At 71.8% G+C, this 20,323-nt stretch carries 20 protein-coding genes; 14 read left to right on the top strand and 6 right to left on the bottom strand.

Annotation, left to right across the window (positions count from 1 at the left end):
* Positions 1-155 precede the first annotated feature (155 nt).
* Entirely contained in the window at positions 156-806 is a 651-nt protein-coding gene (gene pdxH, locus ABD743_RS21055) for a pyridoxamine 5'-phosphate oxidase (protein ID WP_344723837.1), read from the bottom strand.
* Between the two features lie 364 nt (positions 807-1,170).
* Here pdxH and ABD743_RS21050 point away from each other — a divergent pair, with 364 nt between their 5' ends.
* A complete protein-coding gene (locus ABD743_RS21050; protein ID WP_344723952.1) occupies positions 1,171-2,286 on the top strand; it encodes a citrate synthase 2 in 1,116 nt (371 codons plus the stop codon).
* Between the two features lie 19 nt (positions 2,287-2,305).
* Here ABD743_RS21050 and ABD743_RS21045 read toward each other — a convergent pair whose 3' ends face one another.
* Positions 2,306-3,577, bottom strand: a complete 1,272-nt coding sequence (locus tag ABD743_RS21045; RefSeq protein WP_344723836.1) for an MFS transporter — start codon at positions 3,575-3,577, stop codon at positions 2,306-2,308.
* A gap of 71 nt (positions 3,578-3,648) precedes the next feature.
* On the opposite strand from ABD743_RS21045, the gene ABD743_RS21040 reads away from it, so the two are divergent.
* From ABD743_RS21040 to sepH, 3 genes are all read left to right on the top strand, one after another.
* On the top strand, positions 3,649-4,755 hold the full coding sequence (locus tag ABD743_RS21040; RefSeq protein WP_344723835.1) for a GlxA family transcriptional regulator: 1,107 nt from the start codon (positions 3,649-3,651) through the stop codon (positions 4,753-4,755).
* Positions 4,752-5,888: a phosphoserine transaminase gene (gene serC, locus ABD743_RS21035; protein WP_344723834.1), complete on the top strand. Its 1,137-nt coding sequence runs from the start codon at positions 4,752-4,754 to the stop codon at positions 5,886-5,888. The genes ABD743_RS21040 and serC overlap by 4 nt, the downstream gene beginning before the upstream one ends.
* Positions 5,889-6,127: 239 nt before the next feature.
* Positions 6,128-7,210 (top strand): septation protein SepH, encoded by a 1,083-nt coding sequence (sepH, locus tag ABD743_RS21030; RefSeq protein WP_344723833.1) that lies wholly within the window; start codon positions 6,128-6,130, stop codon positions 7,208-7,210.
* 11 nt (positions 7,211-7,221) lie between these two features.
* Here the strand turns inward: sepH and ABD743_RS21025 are convergent, their stop codons facing one another.
* The gene (locus tag ABD743_RS21025) at positions 7,222-7,779 is read right to left on the bottom strand and encodes a DUF2537 domain-containing protein (RefSeq protein ID WP_344723832.1); all 558 of its coding nucleotides are present in this window, start codon (positions 7,777-7,779) and stop codon (positions 7,222-7,224) included.
* Between the two features lie 4 nt (positions 7,780-7,783).
* Positions 7,784-8,596, bottom strand: coding sequence for a TrmH family RNA methyltransferase (locus ABD743_RS21020; protein ID WP_344723831.1), 813 nt, complete (start codon positions 8,594-8,596; stop codon positions 7,784-7,786).
* Positions 8,597-8,773: 177 nt separating this feature from the next.
* Between ABD743_RS21020 and ABD743_RS21015 the strand changes: the two genes are divergently transcribed.
* The 7 genes from ABD743_RS21015 (at position 8,774) to ABD743_RS20985 (ending at position 16,476) form a co-directional block, all read left to right on the top strand.
* A complete protein-coding gene (locus tag ABD743_RS21015; RefSeq protein ID WP_344723830.1) occupies positions 8,774-10,282 on the top strand; it encodes a glutamate-cysteine ligase family protein in 1,509 nt (502 codons plus the stop codon).
* Positions 10,283-10,562: 280 nt separating this feature from the next.
* Positions 10,563-11,474 carry a hypothetical protein gene (locus ABD743_RS21010; RefSeq protein ID WP_344723829.1) on the top strand — a complete coding sequence of 304 codons (912 nt, stop codon included), beginning with the start codon at positions 10,563-10,565 and terminating at the stop codon, positions 11,472-11,474.
* Complete coding sequence (locus ABD743_RS21005) at positions 11,471-12,142, top strand: hypothetical protein (RefSeq protein WP_344723828.1); 672 nt, start codon at positions 11,471-11,473, stop codon at positions 12,140-12,142. The genes ABD743_RS21010 and ABD743_RS21005 overlap by 4 nt, the downstream gene beginning before the upstream one ends.
* A gap of 3 nt (positions 12,143-12,145) precedes the next feature.
* A complete protein-coding gene (locus ABD743_RS21000) occupies positions 12,146-13,282 on the top strand; it encodes a VldE C-terminal domain-containing protein (RefSeq protein ID WP_344723827.1) in 1,137 nt (378 codons plus the stop codon).
* 4 nt (positions 13,283-13,286) lie between these two features.
* Positions 13,287-13,898, top strand: coding sequence for a hypothetical protein (locus ABD743_RS20995; protein WP_344723826.1), 612 nt, complete (start codon positions 13,287-13,289; stop codon positions 13,896-13,898).
* Between the two features lie 19 nt (positions 13,899-13,917).
* Complete coding sequence (locus ABD743_RS20990) at positions 13,918-15,504, top strand: family 16 glycosylhydrolase (protein WP_344723825.1); 1,587 nt, start codon at positions 13,918-13,920, stop codon at positions 15,502-15,504.
* A 57-nt stretch (positions 15,505-15,561) separates the two neighbouring features.
* Positions 15,562-16,476: a glycoside hydrolase family 16 protein gene (locus tag ABD743_RS20985; protein ID WP_344723824.1), complete on the top strand. Its 915-nt coding sequence runs from the start codon at positions 15,562-15,564 to the stop codon at positions 16,474-16,476.
* A 142-nt stretch (positions 16,477-16,618) separates the two neighbouring features.
* Here the strand turns inward: ABD743_RS20985 and ABD743_RS20980 are convergent, their stop codons facing one another.
* A complete protein-coding gene (locus ABD743_RS20980) occupies positions 16,619-18,055 on the bottom strand; it encodes an NCS2 family permease (RefSeq protein ID WP_344723823.1) in 1,437 nt (478 codons plus the stop codon).
* A 44-nt stretch (positions 18,056-18,099) separates the two neighbouring features.
* On the opposite strand from ABD743_RS20980, the gene ABD743_RS20975 reads away from it, so the two are divergent.
* The 3 genes from ABD743_RS20975 to ABD743_RS20965 are packed head-to-tail and all read left to right on the top strand — an operon-like array spanning position 18,100 to position 20,037.
* Positions 18,100-18,351: a DUF2530 domain-containing protein gene (locus tag ABD743_RS20975; RefSeq protein WP_344723822.1), complete on the top strand. Its 252-nt coding sequence runs from the start codon at positions 18,100-18,102 to the stop codon at positions 18,349-18,351.
* Between the two features lie 28 nt (positions 18,352-18,379).
* The gene (locus ABD743_RS20970; RefSeq protein ID WP_344723821.1) at positions 18,380-19,117 is read left to right on the top strand and encodes an SDR family NAD(P)-dependent oxidoreductase; all 738 of its coding nucleotides are present in this window, start codon (positions 18,380-18,382) and stop codon (positions 19,115-19,117) included.
* Positions 19,117-20,037, top strand: a complete 921-nt coding sequence (locus tag ABD743_RS20965; protein WP_344723820.1) for an SMP-30/gluconolactonase/LRE family protein — start codon at positions 19,117-19,119, stop codon at positions 20,035-20,037. Before ABD743_RS20970 ends, ABD743_RS20965 begins: the two co-directional genes overlap by 1 nt.
* A 12-nt stretch (positions 20,038-20,049) precedes the next feature.
* On the opposite strand, the gene ABD743_RS20960 is transcribed toward ABD743_RS20965, so the two are convergent.
* On the bottom strand, positions 20,050-20,259 hold the full coding sequence (locus ABD743_RS20960; RefSeq protein ID WP_344723819.1) for a hypothetical protein: 210 nt from the start codon (positions 20,257-20,259) through the stop codon (positions 20,050-20,052).
* Between the last annotated feature and the right edge of the window lie 64 nt (positions 20,260-20,323).

Below are 20,323 nucleotides of genomic sequence, written 5' to 3'. Positions count from 1 at the left end.
AACCGGACAAACCACCGGCCGCCCTCGGGCTGAGCCCGGCAGCGACCGTCACCTGCGCATCCGCGAACGAGGAGCGCTGTCACGGGACCCCAGGGCCCGGATCGCGCACGCGATGAGTGCCGAGGATCACGGTGACCGGTGTCCCCCGGCCGGTGTCACGGTGCCAACCGGCGCACCCTCCAGCTGCGGTCGTGACCGTCGACCTCGAAGCGCAGCCGGTCGTGCATCCGGTTGGCGCGGCCCTGCCAGAACTCGACCTGCTCCGGGACGAGCCGCCAGCCACCCCAGTGCGGTGGCGTAGGCACCGCGGCATCGTCGGCGAAGCGGCGCGTGGCGGCTTCGAGCGCGTCATCGAGGGACCGGCGGTCGCGCACCACCGTGGACTGTGCCGACGCCCACGCCCCGAGCTGTGCCCCGCGCGGCCGCGTGGCCCAGTACTTCTGCGTCTCCTCCGGCGCCACGAGCTCGACGGGACCGCGGACGTGGACCTGCCGGTGCATGCTGTACCAGGGGAAGGTGACCGAGGCGTAGCGGCTGATCCGCAGGTCGTGGCTCTTCTTCGAGGTGTAGTTGGTGTAGAACACCACCCCCCGCGGATCCACGGCCTTGCACAGCACGGTCCGCGACGACGCACGGCCGTCCGCACCCGCTGTGGCCAGCACCATCGCGTTGGCCTCCGCTATTCCGGCCGCCTCGGCCTCGACGAGCCAGCGGGCCAGCTGCTCGTGCCAGGTCGGAGCCAGCGCGGCGACGTCGAACTCCGCGCTGTCGTAATCAACACGCATCGTCGCCAGCTGCTCCGCCATGCCGCGCCTCCCCGGGTTCCACGAGGTCACGCTATGACCCGGCGGTTTGGTCCGATAGATCCGGTGACGGATGCCACCCCGTCTGCCCGTTGCCTCGACGGGCTCGCCGAAGGCAAGGTGACGCGACCGCGTCGACCGTGCACGTCAACCGTGCAGGACGGCCGCGATCGGCGCGCCGGCCCGGACGCACTCCGCCGGACGGCGAGCGAAGCCCGGCCAACGACGCCACCGGTGCCTGCGGCCGGTGATCCATGTCGGGCACCACGACAAGGAGGACGCGGTGACCACTGCGCCGATCCCATTGGGCACGACCCCTTCCGGCACCGCGGAAGCCTCGAAACCGCCGGCCTCGGCCGACCATGAGATACCCCCGCCACCGCCGGGTTTCACACCAGGACTCGAAGGCCACGTCGCCTTCCGCACGGAGATCGCGGAGCCGGACAAGAACGGCGGTGCCCTGCGCTACCGCGGCGTCGACATCGAGGACCTCGTCGGCAAGGTGACGTTCGGCAACGTGTGGGCGCTGCTCGTCGACGGCCGTTTCGGACCGGGCCTGCCCCCCGCCGAGCCGTTCCCCATCCCGGTGCACACGGGTGACGTCCGCGTGGACGTGCAGGCCGCACTCGCGATGCTGGCGCCGTACTGGGGCTACCGCCCGCTGCTCGACATCTCCGAGGACGAGGCCCGCGAGCAGCTCGCCAGGGCGTCGGTGATGGCCCTGTCCTACGTGGCCCAGTCGGCCCGCGGGATCGGCGTGCCCGCGGTGCCGCAGTCGCGCATCGACGAATGCAGCACGATCACCGAGCGGTTCATGACGCGCTGGCGCGGAGAGCCGGACCCGGCGCACATCAGGGCCGTGGACGCGTACTGGGTCTCGGCGGCCGAGCACGGGATGAACGCCTCCACCTTCACCGCCCGCGTCATCGCGTCCACCGGCGCCGACGTCGCAGCATCGCTGTCGGGGGCCATCGGCGCGATGTCCGGGCCGCTGCACGGCGGAGCCCCCGCCCGGGTGCTGCCGATGCTCGAGGCGGTCGAGCGGTCGGGCGACCCGAAGGCGCTGGTCACGGGCATCCTCGACCGCAGGGAGAAGCTCATGGGCTTCGGGCACCGGGTCTACCGGGCCGAGGACCCGCGGGCCCGCGTGCTCCGTCGCACGTGCCAGGAGCTGAAGGCCCCGCGTTACGAGGTGGCGGTGGCGCTGGAGCAGGCTGCCCTGAGTGAGCTGCGCTCCCGGCGCCCCGACCACCCGATCGAGACCAACGTGGAGTTCTGGGCCGCGGTGATCCTTGACTTCGCCGAGGTGCCGCCGCACATGATGCCGGCGATGTTCACCAGCGCCCGCACCGCCGGGTGGTCGGCGCACATCCTGGAGCAGAAGCGCGAGAACAAGCTCGTGCGCCCGTCCGCGCAGTACATCGGCCCCGGCCCGCGCAGGCCGTCCGAGGTCGAGGGCTGGGGCGAGATCAAGCACGACTGACGGCCGCGCCGGCCCCGGGTCACGCCGGGGCCGGCAACGGCATCCGGCGCACCAGCAGCGAGAGCACGCCGGCCACCACAGCCAGCGCTCCGCCGACGTACCAGGCCATGTCGTACGCGCCCAGCTCGTCGCGCACGATCCCCGCGCCGAGAGCCATCAAGGCCGCCCCCACCTGGTGGGAGGCGAACACCCAGCCGAACACGACGGGCGCGGCCGCGCCGAAGAACTCCCGGCACAGCGCCATCGTCGGCGGGATCGTCGCCACCCAGTCGAGCCCGTAGAACACGATGAACGCCACCATGTTGGCCTGAATGTCGGGCCCGAACAGCCACGGCAGCGCGAGCAACGAGAGCCCGCGCAGCACGTAGTAGGCGAGCAGCAGCAGCCGCGGATTGACGCGGTCGGTGAGCCAGCCCGACGCGATCGTGCCCGCCACATCGAAGATCCCGACGAGCGCGAGGAGCCCCGCCGCGGTCGTCTGCGGCATCCCGTGGTCGTGGGCTGCGGGGATGAAGTGCGGCTGGATCAACCCCATCGTCGTGGCGCCGCAGATCATCATTCCCAGTGCGAGGTACCAGAACGGGCCCGTCCTGGCCGCGGTCCCCAGCGACCGCAACGCCAGCCGCGCCGCGCCCGACCGCACCGGGTCCACGTCGTCGGCCTCGGTGCCGCCGTAGGGCGCCACGCCGACGTCGCGCGGACGGTCGCGCAGCAGCCACATCACGAATGGGGCCACGGCCAGCGCCGCGGCCGCCACGGCGAGAGCGGCGGGTCGCCAGCCGTACGCCGCGGCGAGCTGCGACACGAGCGGCAGGAACACGAGCCCGCCCGCCGCCCCGCCTGCCGTGAGCACGCCGGAGACGAGCCCGCGGCGGGCGACGAACCACCGTCCGGTCACGGTCGCCACCAGCGCGAGCGCCATCGAGCCGGTGCCCAGCCCGACGAGCACACCCCAGCACAGCACGAGTTGCCAGCTCGCCGTCATGAACACGGTGAGGCCGCTGCCCGCTGCCACCACGACCAGCGCCACCGTGACCACGGAACGGATGCCGAAGCGCTCCATGAGTGCGGCCGCGAACGGCGCCGTCAGCCCGTAGAGGGCCATGTTGACGGCGGCGGCGAGCGAGATGGTCGAGATCGACCAGCCGAACTCCATGTGCAGCGGGTCCATCAGCACGCCGGGGACGGCCCGGAAACCCGCGGCGCCGACCAGCGCCAGGAACGTGACGGCCGCGGCCCACCAGGCGGGATGGATGCGGCGAGTGCGCGCCGGCGTACTGAGTTCGGTCACGCCGGTAAGGATCAGTCCTGCACACTCGGGACGAAAGTGGCCGGATGGCCATCATGTGTAAGGATTCGGCCATGTCCCATCACGACGGACAGGTTCGTTCCGGCGCCGACGGCCCGCACCGCGTCCATGAGGTCGCCGTGCTCGCCCTGCCCACCGTGGTGGCGTTCGAGCTCGGCCTGCCGCACCGGCTGCTCGGCGGGGCCGTCGACGACGACGAGCGCCCGCTCTACCGCGTGCGCGTCGCCACGCTGGACGGCGGACCGGTGCGCACCTCGGCCGGGTACCAGGTGCTGCCCGAGCACGACGCGTCGATCCTGCGCACAGCAGGCACCGTGGTCGTCCCCGGGATCTACGGCGGCGCCGCACGGCAGCGCGGCGAGCTCGAGCCGGAGCTCGCCGCCGCGCTGCACGGCCTCGACGCCCGCATGGTGTCCATCTGCACCGGGGCGTTCGTGCTCGCCGCGGCAGGCCTGCTCGACGACCGCCCGGCCACCACCCACTGGATGCACGCCGCGGCGTTCCGGGAAATGTTCCCGGCGGTGCTGCTCGATCCCGACGTCCTGTACGTCGACGACGGCGACGTGCTGACGTCCGCGGGGAACGCCGCCGGGATCGACCTGTGCCTGCACATCGTGCGCCGCGACCACGGCGCCGCGGTGGCCAACCGCGTGGCACGGCGCAGCGTGGTGGCACCGTGGCGCGACGGTGGGCAGTCCCAGTTCATGGAGCCGCTCCCCGACCCCGACGGTCCCGGCACCGCCCCCACCAGGGCATGGGCCTTGGAGCACCTCGGCACGCCCCTCGCACTCGCCGACATGGCCGCACACGCGTCGATGAGCGTGCGGACGTTCACCCGGCGGTTCCGCGACGAGACCGGACTCAGTCCTGCGCGCTGGCTCGCGATGCAGCGGGTGGCCCTTGCACGGCGGCTGCTGGAGACCACCGACCTCCCGGTGGAGCGCGTCGCGGCCGACGCCGGGTTCGGTACCGCCACGTCGATGCGCCTGCATCTACACGCCGCCATCGGGGTGTCCCCGCTCGTCTACCGGCGCACATACCGCGGCGGCGGGGTCGCAACGCAGGACGATCAGCACAGGTCCGGGCCCGTGTCCCGTCACGATTCCGTGAGTACCCACACCCGGCTCGACACGCCAACGGCTGCGACACTGGACCGGTGACAGCCTCGACGACAACCGACCTGAAGATCCCCGCCGAACTCAAGCCCGCCGACGGGCATTTCGGCTGCGGCCCGTCCAAGGTTCGCCCAGAGCAGCTCGCCGCGCTCGTCGACGCCGGCGCCGCTGTGATGGGAACGTCGCACCGGCAGAAGCCGGTGAAGTCGCTGGTCGGGCGCATTCGCGCCGGGCTCGCCGACCTCTTCTCGCTACCGGACGGCTACGAGGTCGTGCTCGGCAACGGCGGCACCACGGCGTTCTGGGACGCCGCGGCATTCGGCCTCGTGCGTGAGCGCGCCCTCCACCTGGCCTACGGCGAGTTCTCGTCGAAGTTCGCCGACTCCACCGGCGGCGCCCCCTTCCTGGGCGACTCCGTCATCGTCAAGGCGGACGCCGGCAGCGCCCCCGCCCCCACCTCGGACCCGTCGTGCGACTTCCTCGCCTGGGCCCACAACGAGACCTCCACCGGCGTCGCCGTTCCCGTCGTGCGCCCGGACGGCGCCACCGACGGCCAGCTCGTCGCGATCGACGCCACCTCGGGGGCGGGCGGGCTGCCCGTCGACATGAGCAACGCCGATGTGTACTACTTCGCGCCCCAGAAGGGCTTCGCCTCCGACGGCGGCCTGTGGATCGCGCTGATGAGCCCCGCGGCCCTGGAGCGGGTGGCCGAGATCTCGGCCACCGACCGGTGGATCCCGCCGTTCCTGTCGCTCGCCACGGCCGTCGACAACTCGGGCAAGGACCAGACCTACAACACGCCCGCGGTCGCCACCCTGTTCCTGATGGCCGACCAGATCGACTGGATGCTCGGGCTCGGCGGCCTCGACGCCTGTGTCGCCCGCACCGCCGACTCGTCGGGGCGGCTCTACAACTGGGCCGAGAAGTCCTCGTTCGCCACGCCGTTCGTCGCCGACCCGGCGCACCGGTCGCAGGTGGTCGGCACGATCGACTTCGCCGACTCGGTGGATGCGGCGGCGGTCGCCAAGACGCTGCGGGCCAACGGGATCGTCGACACCGAGCCCTACCGCAAGCTCGGGCGCAACCAGCTGCGCATCGGCATGTTCCCCGCGGTCGAGCCGGACGACGTGCAGGCCCTCACCGCCTGCATCGACTGGGTCGTCGAGCAGATGGCCTGACCGTCCACCGGTCGCGTCCTGTTTCGATCTCCATTGGTAACACTGGGTAGTCGAAACCGTAATGTCGGATCAGTGCGCCTCTGAGGCGAAAACGTGCAATGCTGCGCGCGGGGGAAGCGCTGACCGGGGCAGCGTCGACGCGAGGCGACGTTGCACCGGCCCGGCGCGCCTCCACCTCAGGTTGCGATTCGGCAACTACCGTCACCCAGACGGGGAGAACGAGAGCGGGGAGGCCGTCGATGCGGGCGCTGCGGGTCGTCGGGATCACCGAGAGCGGCGGTGAGATCTCCGTCGTTCTCGAGGATCCTGTTCGCCACGAGCGCTTCACCGTACCGGCGGATGAGCAGTTACGTGCTGCCGCACGGGGAGACCTCTCCCGGCTCGGACAGATCGCGATCGAGTTGGAGAGTCAGTTGCGCCCTCGCGAGATCCAGGCCCGCATCCGTGCCGGAGCATCCGTCGAGCAGGTCGCCACGGCCGCAGGTGTGCCACTGCAGAAGATCGAACGCTTCGCGTACCCGGTGCTGCTGGAACGTTCCCGCACGGCGGAGGTGGCGCAGCGCGCCCATCCGGTGCGCGCCGACGGACCCGACACACGCATGCTCGGCGACGTCGTGGCGCACACCTTCGGGCTGCGCGGCCAGAACTACGGCGAAGCCGAGTGGGACTCCTGGAAGGGCGAGGACGGCCGCTGGGTCGTCGCGCTGTCCTGGCGCGCGGGCCGGTCGGACAACCGCGCGCACTGGACGTTCCAGCCCGGGGCCAACGGCGGCACCGTCACCGCTGTGGACGAGCACGCCAGCGACCTGGTCGAGGGCTTGCCGGCACGGCCGCTGCGCACCGTCGGACCGGTCATCGAGCTCGGCCGCACCGAGGACATCCCGGAGCCGCCCGCGCCCGACCACACCGAGGAGCTGCGCGCAGCCGCCTCCGACACCGTGCGCACCAGCGGGCGCATCGACAGCGGCCGCGACCACTCCGTTTCCGAGACGTCCCGCACGGCGACGGAGCGCCCTGTCGCCCGCCCCGCGCCCGAGCCTCGCCGGGCCGCGCCGCCTGCCCAGCGCCAGCCACCGGCCGAGCCCCGCACCACTCCTCCGCCGGCTGCTCCTGCCCCGGCTGCGAAGCGCGAGCAGCCAGCCGCGCCCGCGCGGACCGAGAAGCCGGTGGCCGAGCCTGCCGCTGAGCAGCCCGCCGCTGAGGAGCCGGCCGCGAGCCAGCCGGCGCCCGAGGCGCCCACCACGAACCGGCGCACCAAGAAGGGCAAGCCGGTGATGCCGTCCTGGGACGAGGTCCTCCTGGGAGTGCGCGGCCAGCGCTGACCGCCGGCCGTTCAGCCCAGCAGCCCCAGTAGCAGCACGAGCCACGCCGCCACCAGGCCCGCCGCCGCGCCCATCGCAGGCCAGCGCCAGAACGGCGTGGCCCGCAGCAGGTAGAGCGACGGGGCCAGGCCGAGCCCGACGAGCAGGTTGGCCGGCACCCACAGCAGCCCGAACGCCTCGGCGAACGCGCGGCTGAGCGCGATGTCGGCGAACGCGACGAGCACCGCGAAGAACGCGGAGACGGCGAGCCCCGTGGCCCAGGGCGTCGGGCCGGTGGGCTCCCCCGACGTCCGCGGGATCGGGCCGGTGGAACCCACCTGGATCGACTCGACTTCCCCGGTGATCGGATCGGTGAAGTCCACGGAGCGGCCGAGGTGGTCGGCCACGCGCGACGCCAGCTGACGCCCGCGACGTTGCAGAAGCTCGAGCTCGCGTGGGCCACCGGAGCGCGTCACCGACACCGCGAACGCCGCCCACTCCCGCAGCGCCTCTTGCAGATCGCGTGGCAACGCGGGGTCGCCCGGCTGTCGTTCCCCGAGTACGACCCGGCCCCCCGCGACGAGCTCCACGGCCTCACCCTACGACTGATCCAACGGCGTGGAAGGCGACGGCGGCCGCGGTCGCGACGTTCAGGGAGTCGACACCGGTGGTCATCGGGATTCTGACCCGTAGATCCGCCGCTTCGAGCGCCTCGTCCGAGAGACCGGGGCCCTCCGCGCCCAGCAGCAGCGCGACGCGCTCTCCGTGCAGCCCCGACGCCGTGATCGGCACGGCATCGGCCGCGGGCGTCAACGCGGCCACCTGCAGGCCCGCCTCCCGCAGCACGTCGAGCGACGCAGGCCAGGGACCGGGGAGCTCGGTGAACGGCACCCGCAGGACGTGCCCCATCGAGACGCGCACGCTGCGCCGGTAGAGCGGGTCGGAGCAGCGCGGCCCGAGCAGCACCGCGTCGACGCCGAGCGCTGCCGCGTTGCGGAACAGGGCGCCGAGGTTCTCGTGGTCGTTCACGCCCTCGAGCACCGCCACGAGACGTGCGTCGCGCACCAGCACTGCCGGATCGGGCGGCGCCGCCCGATCCGCCACCGCGAGCACACCCCGGTTGAGGTGGAACCCGACGACCTCGGCCATCGTCGGGGCGTCGGTGGCGTAGGCAGGCACCTCCAGCCCGGCAAGATCCGTCGCGAGCTCGTCGATCCGCCGCCGCACGCCCAGCAGTGAGCGCACCGGGTACGGCGAGTCGATCATGCGCCGCACCACGACGACCCCTTCGGCGATCACGAGGCCGCGGCCTCCCGGCCGGTCCGGGCGTCGGTCGGCGGACGTGAGGTCCCGGTAGTCATCCGCCCGTGGGTCGCCCGGATCGTCGAGAGTGATGATGGTCGCCACGCTCCGAATCGTCCCAGCCGCGGCGTGTCGGCTCCGTCATCCGGTCGGCCGTAGCGGCGGGTTCACCCACCGTGTCACGGTTGACAACCGCCCGGAGGCGACCGACGCCCGAGGACTGCTCGGGTCCGAGCATCGAGACAGCTCCGGCTCGGCCCGGGGGCAGGAGGCACTGCACGCATGGGTCAGGACGTCGACCGGCGAACGTTCAGTCGACGGGACAGACAGCAGTACCGGGCGAAGGTGCAACGCTGCCTCGATGTCCTCGCCCTGATGCTGCGGGAGCACCCGTTCGCCCATGACGAACCGATGACGGGGATCGAGGTGGAGCTCAACCTCGTCGGCCGCGACTTCGAACCCTCCCTGACCGGCGCCGACGTGCTGGACGCGATCGGGTCGTCGGAGTTCCAGTCCGAGCTCGGGCGCTGGAACCTCGAGCTGAACCTGCCTCCCCGGCCGCTTCCGGGTGACCAGTGGCGTCACCTGGAGCACCAGCTTCTCGACGAGCTCGCCGTCGCCAGGGCGAAGGCACGCGACTGCGGCGCTCTCCTGGCCGTCATCGGCATCCTCCCCACCCTGGAGCGCCGCCACCTCGTGCCCGACGCCCTGTCGCCCGACCAGCGCTACGAGATGCTCAACGAGCAGATGCTCAACGCCAGGGGCGAGCCGATCCGGCTCGACATCGCAGGCGACGACCCGTCGGGCAAACACGGCGTGGAACCCGAGCACCTCACCGCCGACTTCGACTCCATCGCTCCCGAGGCGGCCTGCACCTCCATGCAGCTGCACCTGCAGGTGCACCCCGACTCGTTCGCCGGGTACTGGAACGCCGCGCAGTGCCTGGCAGGCGTGCAGCTCGCCGTCGCCGCCAACTCCCCGTTCCTGCTCGGCTCCCGGTTGTGGGCCGAGACGCGGGTCCCGCTGTTCGAACAGTCCTGCGACGTGCGCACGCCCGAGCTGCGCAACCAGGGCGTGCGGCCGAGGGTGTGGTTCGGCGAGCGCTGGATCACCTCGATCCTCGACCTCTTCTCGGAGAACGGGCGGTACTTCCCCGCGCTGATGCCCGTCACCGAGGACACCGACCCGATGGCCGAGCTGCACGACGGTCACGTACCCGGACTCGACGAGCTGCGGCTGCACAACGGCACCATCTGGCGCTGGAACCGGCCCGTGTACGACGTCGCCGACGGGATGCCGCACGTCCGCATCGAGAACCGCGTGCTGCCGGCCGGGCCGACCCCGATCGACATGGTGGCCAACGCGTTGTTCTTCTACGGGCTGCTGCGTGAGCTCGTGGAGGCCGAGCGGCCACTGTGGAGCTCGATGTCGTTCGAGGCCGCCGAGGAGAACTTCACCACCGCGGCGCGGCACGGCATGGAAGGCCCGCTCTACTGGCCGGGTAGCGGCTGGATCCGGCCCGACGAGCTCGTTCTGCGCAAGCTGCTTCCGCAGGCCGCCCAGGGGCTCCGCCGCTGGGGCGTGTCGGCCGAGGTGAGCGATCGCTACCTCTCGGTGATCGAGCGGCGCTGCGTCAACCGGCGCACCGGAGCGGCCTGGCAGCTCGACACCGTGGCGGCTCTCGAGGCCCGCGGTGCCGACCGGCACACGGCGCTGCGCGGCATGCTCCAGCGCTATCTGGACTCCTCAGCGGCCAACGAACCGGTGAGTGACTGGCCCATCCCGGCCTGACCCGATCCGGCCCGTTCACCATCGCAAAGCCCTTTCCCGTTCCGCCTCGCGGTGCTGCGCCTCGCTCCTAGTGTCGATCCCGTTCCGATCGCGGCCGATTCCCGATAGCCGCAGGTCGACCGGCCGATCCGGTCGTCCTCACCACTAGTCCGCGCGCCCCGGCGCCCCGCTGCGGGTGCGATCTCGCGCGCCCGCAGAACGGGGGGACCATGCCCGAGCGACCCCATCCGACCCTTCGCAGGCGCGGGGCCGCGCTCCCCGGCCGTGGCCGGTGACGACCGTGGCTCGTTTCCGGCTCTTCGGCCGCGCCCCGGCACCTGCAGGCCCGTCGCCCGCGCCGCCCGGCCCCGGTGCCTGGCCCTACGGCCCTCCCGGTCCCTACGGCCCGCCGCCGCCCTGGGGCGCCGCCGGCCCACCCCCGATCGGTGCGGGTGCTCCCTGGCCCGCTCAGGTCGCCGGGCCGGCCACTCGCGCAGCCCGCCCGGTGCCGCCGCGAGGCGGGGTGCCACCGGCAGATCCCCCCACCGACCCCTTCGGCTTCCCGCCGATCCCCGCCGTCCCGGCCCCCCGGCCACCCGCACCCCAGCCGCCCGACGAGTGGGGGCGAGCAGCGCCACCGCCGGTTCCCGGCCCGCCCGCGCCCCATCCGGCCGAAGCGGCCGCGCTGGCCGGGGCCTTCGCCGTCGACTACCTGTCCTGGGACGAGGAGGACCCCCAGCGGCGGGGGCGGGTGCTGCAGGACTATCTGGCCGCCTCCGGCGCCGACCCGGCGCACCTGGGTTGGTCCGGCCACGGGCGGCAGCGCGCCGAGTTCGCGCTGCCCGGCCGGGTGAGTCTCGACGGCGACGGGCGTGTTCTCGTCGACGTCCGGGTCCGGGTCACGCCCTACCGCTGCGTGGGCGAGCGGGACGCCGACCGGGCCACCGGAGCCGGGCCGGAGGCCGGGAGCACCGTCGGCACACCAGCGTCCGCCCCCGCTCCCACCGGCCGCGGCTGGCGCGGCCTCCCGTCGTCCTGGATACGGCTGAGCGTCGCCGTGGTGTCGGACTGCGGCCGCCTCGTGATCGACGCCGGCGAGGAGACGCTCGGCGAGGAGCCCGAGCCGCAGCCGTCGCCCGCCATCGCTGCCGACGACCACACGCTCGCCGACGACGACCCGCTCAGCGAGCCCCGCGCGGCGGGTGCCTGGTGAGCACCGTCCGCAGGCCCGTGATCGTCGGGCTCGCCGCCGGCGACGGCGCCACCACGCTCGCCGCCGCTCTGCACGCCCACGACGGGGGGCGGCTCGAGGCACGGGCCGCCCGCGAAGCCGACATCGTGGTGTGCCGCCAGGCGTCGCTGCGCCACGCCGTCACTCTGGTCTGCGCGCCCGCCCGCCCACGCCCCCTACTCGCGGTCACCCTCGGCCCGGGCGACGAGCAGGAACCGGCAGATGGCCTCCACCACGCGCTGCATCAGCGCTTCGAGGCCGTCGTGGCGCTCCCGTACGTGGCCCAGTGGCACCACCTTGCGAAAACCCACCACGACGCCACCGCCGTACTGGCCAAGCCGCCGGAGCAGCTGACCAGCCCGCTGCGGGAGCACGCGGCAGCGCTGCGCGCGCTCGTCGCGGCTCTGGTCGGATCGGGCCTGCTCGCCAGGCCGGTGCCACCGCTGCTCGCCCGGCCGAGCACCGATCTGCCGAGGGCGATCCCCGTCCCGATCATCAGGCCGGCCGAGCGAGCGACGCAGTTCCCACCCGTCCTGATCGGCGCGCCACGCCCGGTCGCGCCGGTGCCCGTGCCACGCCTCGAACCGGACCTGGAGCCCGACGACGAGGCGCTCGAGGCCGAAGTCGTCGCGGCGGGACGAGCGGGGTGAGCAGTGGCACGAACGTCCCGTGTGCCCGGGTGGGCGACGCCGGTGCTGGCCGCGATGGCCGGCCTGCTCCTGTTGGGTGCGGCGCCGGCACCCGTGCCCCCGTCGGTGTCGGGTGTGGCCGTCGAGCGCGTGCCTGCGCTCGCCCGCGAGTCGCTCCCGTTGATCACCGAGCTGACCACGACGCAGTGCCCCGAACTGCCACCGGTGTGGGTGGTGGCCCAGGTTCAGGCCGAGTCCGGGTGGGACCAGGCGCTGGAGTCAGAGCGCTCCGGAGGACCTGCCGGGCTCTACCAGTTCAGCCGCGGCAACTGGGAGGCCGCCGGTGGGCAGGCCTGGCGGTCGGACCCACCCCAACCGGACGACCAGGTCCTCACGGCGCAGGAGCATCTGCGGGTCGCGGTGCCGTGGGTCTGCGCGAACCTGCGAGCCGTCACGGCGCACCTGCAGTCGACCGGCAAGCAGACCGCCCCGCTCGACGCGATGCTCGTCTGCCACATCGCGGGGTGCGGCCGGGTGACCGGCAGCGCCACCGGCGTACCCGTGGCCGGGGAGGCCGGCTGCGGCGAGCGGTGCGCGCAGGTGGTGCGGCGCTACATCGCCGCAGTCCACAGCAACCTGGAACGGTTCGCCGCTCCACCCGCTCCTGCGGCCGCCGCGGTGCCGGCCCCGGCCGCCGCTCCGGCGGCGTGGACCGGCGGCGCCACCGCCTGCCGGCCACCCGACCCCACCGGCGACGGATGTCTCACCGGGGCCACCCGCCACGGCCTCGAAGCCGCAGCTGCGGCCTTCGGCAGTTGGTCGGGCGGCCCCCTCATCCATTCGGCGGGCTGTTGGGACAAGCACGCCTGGAATCCGCGCAGCGACCACTCGCGTGGCCGCGCGTGCGATCTGTTCCCCACCGCTGCCGGCACGTTCCCCAAAGGGGCCGAGCTGGACAACGGCTGGCAGGTGGCCAACTGGTTCCGCACCAATGCCGAGCCGCTACGGGTGAAGTACCTGATCTGGCAGGGCCGCTACTGGGACCCCAGCGTCAAGGACGACGGCGGATGGGGCCGGCGCTACACCGGCGGCGGTGTCTACGACGTCCGCGACGCCACCGGCGGCCACTTCGACCACGTTCACGTGAGTTTCCGGGAGTGACGCCGTGAAGCGTGGAGACCGCCGGGTGCCCCTGCTGGCCGCACTCGCTGCCGCCGCAGTGGCCGTGATGACGTTGGTGCTGGTGGGGGGTGCGGCCGCCGGTGTCGTTCCCCCGTCGGGCGACCCCCCTCTCGGCGGCACGCTGAGCGAGGACGACCGGGTCGCGCTCGACGCGCCGCCCGTGCAGCGCGGCGCCCCTCCCATCCCGGTCGACCCTGGCGTCGACCTCACCGATCCCGAGGCCGTCGCCCGCGCCTACCTCGCCGCCGCCCACTCCGTCACCCCGGCCGACACGGGCCGCACGCACCGGCGCGCGGCTGGCTACGCAGCGCCGGACACGGCTCCCGGGGCCGTCGGCGAAGTGGTCCTCGATCCGCCGCCTCCGGGCGCTCTGCGCACCGCGGCGGCCACCGCGCTGGAGCTCGTGGCCGTCGACCACGACGACGTGCGGCGCGGTTACCGCGCCGAGGTCGGCACGGCCACGGGTCCGCCCGGTGGCGAGGTCGTGGTCGAGCTCGTCACCCGCTACGTCGTGCTGGCCCGCCAGGGGGACGGCCGGTGGCTGGTGGCCGCCGACTCCCCTGCCACCCCCGATCTCCCCTCCGGGGAGCACTGATGCGACAGGAGTGCCCGTCATGAGCTTCCAGGAGCTCGAGGAGCTGGTCCGGAAGTACCTGTCGACCGGCATCGCCGTGGTGGTCATCCTCGTCGCGCCCGGCACCGATGCCGCCACCGGCGACGCACTGCCCTCGGAGCCGTCGATCAAGGTCATCGAACCCGGGGTGAGCGGCTCCCTGACCGCCGCCGCGGACGACGAGGAACCGGCCGACACCGCCCCGGACGCCCCTGACGAGCGCACCGGCGCCGCCGGCCGCGACCCCGATGATGCCGAGTCCGGTGACACCGGGTCGAGCGGCAGCGCCTCTGGATCCGGCTCTCAGGACAGCGGCGACGACACGTCCGGAGACACCACGGACAATGCTCCGCGCTCCACCGGCGGCTCGGACGAAAGCTCGGCCGACGCCGCGGAGAACGACGACCGGAACGACACCGGTGACAGCGACACCAGCAGCAGTATCGGCACCGAAAACGACAGCGATGAGAGCGACAGCAGTGAGAACGACAGCGACGAGAACGACATGAGCAGCAGTTCTGGCGACGGACGCGGCGACTCCGACTCCGATACCGACAGCAGGACCACGAGAAACGAGGCCGACAGCGATCGCTCCGGCACCGCCTCCCGCTCGGACAGCTCCGACTCCGACTCTGGCTCTTCCGACTCGAGCTATTCCGACTCAGGCCATTCAGACGCCGACTCGGACTCCGACAGCGGCTCCACCAGCCGCGCCGACAGTTCTCGCGACACCGCCGGGGCAGGCTCAGCCACCGGATCGGGTGCAAGTGAAGGCACCACGGCGGCGGAGCAGCACGGCTGGGGCACACCCAACCGCGAGGACGACTTCTCCTCCGGCACCGATCAGTGGGACATCTACGACGGCCCCGGCCACGGCGGGGAGGGCACTCGCTCACCGTCGGCCGTCTCCGTGGAGGACGGGATTCTCACGATCACCGGCGATTCCTCCGGCACCACAGCCGGAATGGCGTGGAACCCCGGCCAGAAGTACGGGAGGTGGGAAGGCCGGGTGCGGGCCCCGGTATCGGATCCGTCCTACAACGCGCTACTGCTGCTCTGGCCCGACGCCGAGGACTTCCCGGTGGGCGGAGAGATCGACTTCATGGAGATGATGGACCACACTCGCCAGAAGACCGACATCTTCATCCACTACGGCAAGGACAATTCGCAGGTCAACGGCTCGGTCGAGATCGACGGCACCGAGTGGCACAACTGGGCGGTGGAGTGGACGCCGGAGGCGATCACCGCCTACGTCGACGGCGAGGAGTGGTACCGCACCACCGACACCAGTATCTTTCCGCCCGGACCGATGCACCTGTGCATCCAGCTCGACTGGTTCCCCGAGGGCGACACACCCAAGCAGTCGATCATGGAGGTCGACTGGGTGCGGCAGTATTCGCTCGACGGCTCCACGGACGATAACGGCACCACCGGTAAGCGGAGCAGCGCGGGCGAAGACGACGACAACGAACGCGGCTCCGCAGACGGCAGCAGCCGGAAGAGCGACGAGCGCGATGACAGCGACGAGGGGGACGACAATGAGAGCCCGGTGCGTGAACTGCTCCGCCGCCTGTTTTCGTGGCGGTGACCCGTTCGTGACCCACTCTCAGCATTCACACAGTGGTGTCACATTACGGTTTCCGGCGTGGCCGACACGCAACAGCTGACCATGCCCGACCCACCGGACAATCCCCCGCCGACGGTCAAGCGCCGGACGGCCATCGTCATGGTGGCCGTCGCGGTGGTGGCCGCGTTGCTGGGCGTGCTGATCGGCGTCGCGGTCAGCCAGGGCGGGGGTGACGGCGGGCAGACACCGGCCGCAGCCCCGGCCGAGGGCATCGACACCCGCGACCCGATTCGCCCTGAGGGCCGCTCCACCCTCGACCCGAGCACCCGCTCCGACACCGAGGCCGCGATACGGAACAACTGGCCGCTCGTGTCGAACGACGAGTTCGACGGCACCACGCTGAACACCGGCCTCTGGTCCGCTTACAGCGGGGAGACCACCGGCGGCGTCGGCCGCCACGATCCGGACAACATTTCGGTCTCGAACGGGACGCTGAAGATCACCAGCCACGGCTACTCCTCGGGAGGCATGGCGTGGTCGGAGGGTCAGCAGTACGGACGCTGGGAGGTGCGGGCCCGCGCGCAGCAGGGCACCGGCTACGGCGCGGTCATCCTGCTCTGGCCGGACGCCGAGGACTGGCCGGAGGGGGGCGAGATCAACTTCATGGAGATCCCCAAGGGGCAGCGCAACGAGAGTCACTTCGTCCTGCACTACAGCGAGGACAACAGCCAGATCGGCACCACCACACCCGGCGACTTCACCCAGTGGCACAACTACGCCGTGGAGTGGGGCCCCGACCACGTGGCCGGTTTCATCGATGGCCAGGAGATCTTCCGCAGCACCGACCCGAAGACCATCCCGCCGCGCCCGATGCACCTCGCGATGCAGCAGGACATCGGCCCCTACGGCAAGGACTGGATCCCGCCACTCGACGACACCACCCCGGCCCAGGTACAGCTCGAAGTCGACTGGGTGCGCATCTACGCCCCCTGAGACGGGCAGCACCGACCCAGAACGTGCGTCGGGGCCCTGGCCTGTGGGCCAGGACCCCGACGCGATCCCGAACTGACGCGTCACTCCCACCACGAAGCGACGTAGGGAAGGTTAGCCTGCCCTTCCTTGGGGCGCAAGGCCTCTACGCGCCGAACAGTCCCCGCAGTGGCCCCACCGCGAAGTAGCCGGCGAAGGCCACGGCCACCACCCACATCAACGGGTGCACGGAGCGGACACGGCCCGTGGCCGCGGCCAGCACGACATAGGCGACGAAGCCCGCTCCGATGCCGTTGGCGATCGAATACGTGAACGGCATGACGACGATCATCAGGAAGGCCGGCAGCGCCACCCGGAACTCGGTGAAGTCGATCTGGGTGATCTGCCGCATCATCAACGCCCCCACGATCACGAGCGCCGGCGCCGCGGCCTCGATCGGCACGATCGAGTAGAGCGGGGTGAAGAACATCGCGAGCAGGAAGAGCAGGCCGGTGAGCACGTTGGCCAGGCCGGTGCGTGCGCCCTCCGCGATGCCCGCTGCCGACTCGACGTACACCGTGTTCGACGACGCCGATGCCGCGCCACCGACCACCGCGCCCATACCCTCGACAATGAGGGCCTTGCCGACGCGGGGCAACTGACCGTCCGGGCCGACGAGCCCGGCCTGTTGGCCCAGTCCGGCCATCGTGCCCATCGCGTCGAAGAAGTTGGCCAGTACGAGCGTGAACACCAGCAGCACGACCGTGATCAGGTCGAGGTGGACGAACGCACCGAAGGACACGGCACCGACCAACGAGAGGTCGGGCAGGCCGATGATGCTGTCGGGAAGTGTCGGCACCGACAGCGCCCACCCCTTCGGGTTCGTGCCCGCCGACGGCCCGGCGTGCACGATCGCCTCGACGATGATCGCCACCACCGTGGTGCTGATCACACCGAGCAGAATCGCTGCCCTCACCCGCCGTGCCACGAGGACCGTGGTGATCAGCAGCCCGATCACGAACACGAACGTCGGCCACGACGCGATCGAGTTCTCGATGCCCAGGCTCACCGGCACGGTGGTGCCGGCCGCGTCGGAGATGCGCCGCACGAAGCCGGAGTCGACGAGCCCGATGAACGCGATGAAGAGCCCGATCCCCACGGCGATCGCAGCCTTCAGCTCCGGCGGCACCGCGTTGAACACCGCCGTGCGGAATCCGGATGCGGCGAGCAACACGATGATCACTCCGTCGATCACGACGAGACCCATCGCCTCCGGCCAACTCATGATCGGTGCGAGCGTGACGGCGACGAGCGAGTTGATCCCGAGTCCGGTCGCGATCGCGAACGGATAGTTGGCGACGAGCCCGAACAACAGCGTCATGATCCCGGCGACCAGTGCGGTGACCGCCGCAACCTGCGGGATTCCGAGAACGTTGCCCAACGCGTCCGGCTTGGCACCCGGTCCGCTCGTGGCGATACTGCCGAGGATCAGTGGGTTCAGAACGATGATGTAGGACATCGTCACGAATGTGACGAGCCCGCCGCGCAGCTCACGACCGACGGTGGAGCCGCGCTCGGACACGTGGAAGAGACGTTCGAGCACGCGCTCACCGTAGATCGATCGGGTGACGGACGTACGCTGGCGACATGGTCGAGCCACCGCCGCTCTCGCCCCGGCTGAGCCACGTCGGCACCGTGGCGGTAGTCGGCACGACGCTGTGGCTTGTCGGGGCAGTGGTCCTGCTCGCCGCGTGGGCCGTAACCGGCAGGCCACTGGACATCTGGTTCGCCACGTGCATCGCCGGAACGCTGCTCGGCGCGTTCGGGTACGGGGTGTACTCGTGGCAGCGGGCGGCCGTGCGGCGGGGTTCGCGCAGCGCCCAGCAGGGCCTGGAGTGAGCTTCTCCCACCGCATTAGGCTCGGGCCATGACCGACCGACCCACCGCCGTCGTCACCGGCGCCAGCTCGGGCATCGGGGCCTCCACGGCCTATGCCCTCGCGAAGGCCGGCTTCCACGTCGTACTCGGAGCGCGCCGCGTCGACAGATGCGCCGAGATCGCCTCCGAGATCGACGGCACGGCGGTGCGCCTGGACGTCACCGATCCAGAGTCGGTCGCCTCGTTCGCCGCCGCGGTACCCGTCTGCCGACTGCTGGTCAACAACGCGGGAGGCGCCAAGGGCCTAGAGCCGGTCGCGCAGGCCGACGAGGAGGACTGGCGCTGGATGTTCGAGACCAACGTGCTCGGCACCCTTCGCGTCACCAAGGCGCTGCTGCCTGCGCTGCTCGCATCGGGCGACGGGCACATCATCACGGTCACCTCGATCGCGGCCATCGAGGCCTACGACAACGGCGCGGGCTACACCGGGGCCAAGCACGCACAGGCGATGCTGCACCGCACCCTGCGCGGCGAGCTGCTCGGCCAGCCGGTGCGGCTCACGGAAATCCTGCCCGGACTCGTGGAGACCGAGTTCTCCCTCGTGCGTTTCGACGGCGACGCGGACCGGGCGGCCGGCGTGTACCGGGGCATCGAGGCGCTGACACCCGACGACGTCGCCGACGTGATCGCGTTCGCCGCCACCCGGCCGAGCAACGTGAACATCGACGAGATCGTCATCAAGCCGCGCAACCAGGCGAGCGCCACGCGGATGAAGCGGGAAGGCTGATGGCGATGCTGATCGAGTCCGGTGCCGTGCTCGAGAAGGTGGGTTCCGGAGCCGTCTGGGCCGAAGGGCCGGTGTGGCTGCAGGAGAGCAGGACCCTGCGCTTCAGCGACATCCCGAACAACCGGATCCTCGAATATTCGGAGCAATCCGGCGAGCTGCGCGTGTACCGCGATGACGTGGAGTTCACCAACGGACGCACGCTCGACCTCGACGGTTCGGTGGTCCAGTGCTCGCACGGCAGGCGTGCCGTGGAACGGGAGCGCGACGGCGTCGTCGAGTCCATCGTCGACAGGTGGGCCGGGGTGCGGTTCAACTCGCCGAACGACGTCGTCGTCAAGAGCGACGGCACCATCTGGTTCAGCGATCCCTCGTACGGGATCGAGAAGCCCGGTGAAGGCCACCCCGGCGAACTGGAGTACCGCGACCACTACGTGTTCCGGTTCGATCCGCGGGACGCATCGGTCACCCCGGTCGTCATCGACGTCGAGATGCCGAACGGGCTCGCGTTCTCGCCCGACGAGTCGCTGCTCTACGTCGCCGACTCGGGCGTCGCCCCGCCCGACGGCCGGCGTGACCCGAACCGGCCGGGCGGCCATTCGATCCACTGCTACGACGTGTTCGACGGCAGGCGGTGCAAGAACGGTCGCGAGTTCGTCGAGGTCGACCCCGGGCTGCCCGACGGCATACGGGTGGACGAGACCGGCAACGTGTGGACGTCGAGCCTGGACTCGGTGCAGGTGTTCAACCCGGCAGGCGAGCGGGTGGAGCGTGTGCCCGTGCCGGAGAAGATCGGCAACCTGTGCTTCGGGGGTGAGGACGGGCGCACCCTCTACATCGTCGCGACCTCGAGCCTGTACCGGATCCGCACCACGGTGCGGGACGCCGCTGCGGTGCTCCGCGGAGCGCCCGAGGGCCGGTAGCGCCGGCCTCAGCTACGAGGTCGTCTCCTCGGACTGCCTGCGCTCGGTGGCCGCGTCGGCGGGCGCATTGCCCTCCACCGCCTCCGCGATCCGCTCCTCGGAGTCGCGCAGGATCTCGACGGCCGCCGCCCGCCGGTCCTCTCCGCCGCGCTCGACCGCCAACTCCTCGGGGAGGGGTTCGGCGCGGGTGACCGCCTGCTCGCTCAGATCATCGGGGCGCATGCGGGCGCGTACCCCGACGAGCCGGGCGCCAACCGGAACTAGTGTCGCGGGAACGGGGTTCCTT

Origin of the sequence: Pseudonocardia yunnanensis, from assembly GCF_039534065.1 — a bacterium.
GTDB lineage: Bacteria > Actinomycetota > Actinomycetes > Mycobacteriales > Pseudonocardiaceae > Pseudonocardia > Pseudonocardia yunnanensis.
Note: the sequence above shows the minus strand (reverse complement) of the source record. Positions and strands in the feature narration are given on the sequence as shown.

Bases quoted from the DNA above. Each gene is read 5' to 3' on its own strand.
- pdxH (WP_344723837.1), bottom strand. From the start codon at position 806: ATGGCGGAGCAGCTGGCGACGATGCGTGTTGATTACGACAGCGCGGAG.
- ABD743_RS21040 (WP_344723835.1), top strand. From the start codon at position 3,649: ATGTCCCATCACGACGGACAGGTTCGTTCCGGCGCCGACGGCCCGCAC.
- sepH (WP_344723833.1), top strand. From the start codon at position 6,128: ATGCGGGCGCTGCGGGTCGTCGGGATCACCGAGAGCGGCGGTGAGATC.
- ABD743_RS21015 (WP_344723830.1), top strand. From the start codon at position 8,774: ATGGGTCAGGACGTCGACCGGCGAACGTTCAGTCGACGGGACAGACAG.
- ABD743_RS20990 (WP_344723825.1), top strand. From the start codon at position 13,918: ATGAGCTTCCAGGAGCTCGAGGAGCTGGTCCGGAAGTACCTGTCGACC.
- ABD743_RS20975 (WP_344723822.1), top strand. From the start codon at position 18,100: ATGGTCGAGCCACCGCCGCTCTCGCCCCGGCTGAGCCACGTCGGCACC.
- ABD743_RS20970 (WP_344723821.1), top strand. From the start codon at position 18,380: ATGACCGACCGACCCACCGCCGTCGTCACCGGCGCCAGCTCGGGCATC.
- ABD743_RS20965 (WP_344723820.1), top strand. From the start codon at position 19,117: ATGGCGATGCTGATCGAGTCCGGTGCCGTGCTCGAGAAGGTGGGTTCC.
- ABD743_RS20960 (WP_344723819.1), bottom strand. From the start codon at position 20,259: ATGCGCCCCGATGATCTGAGCGAGCAGGCGGTCACCCGCGCCGAACCC.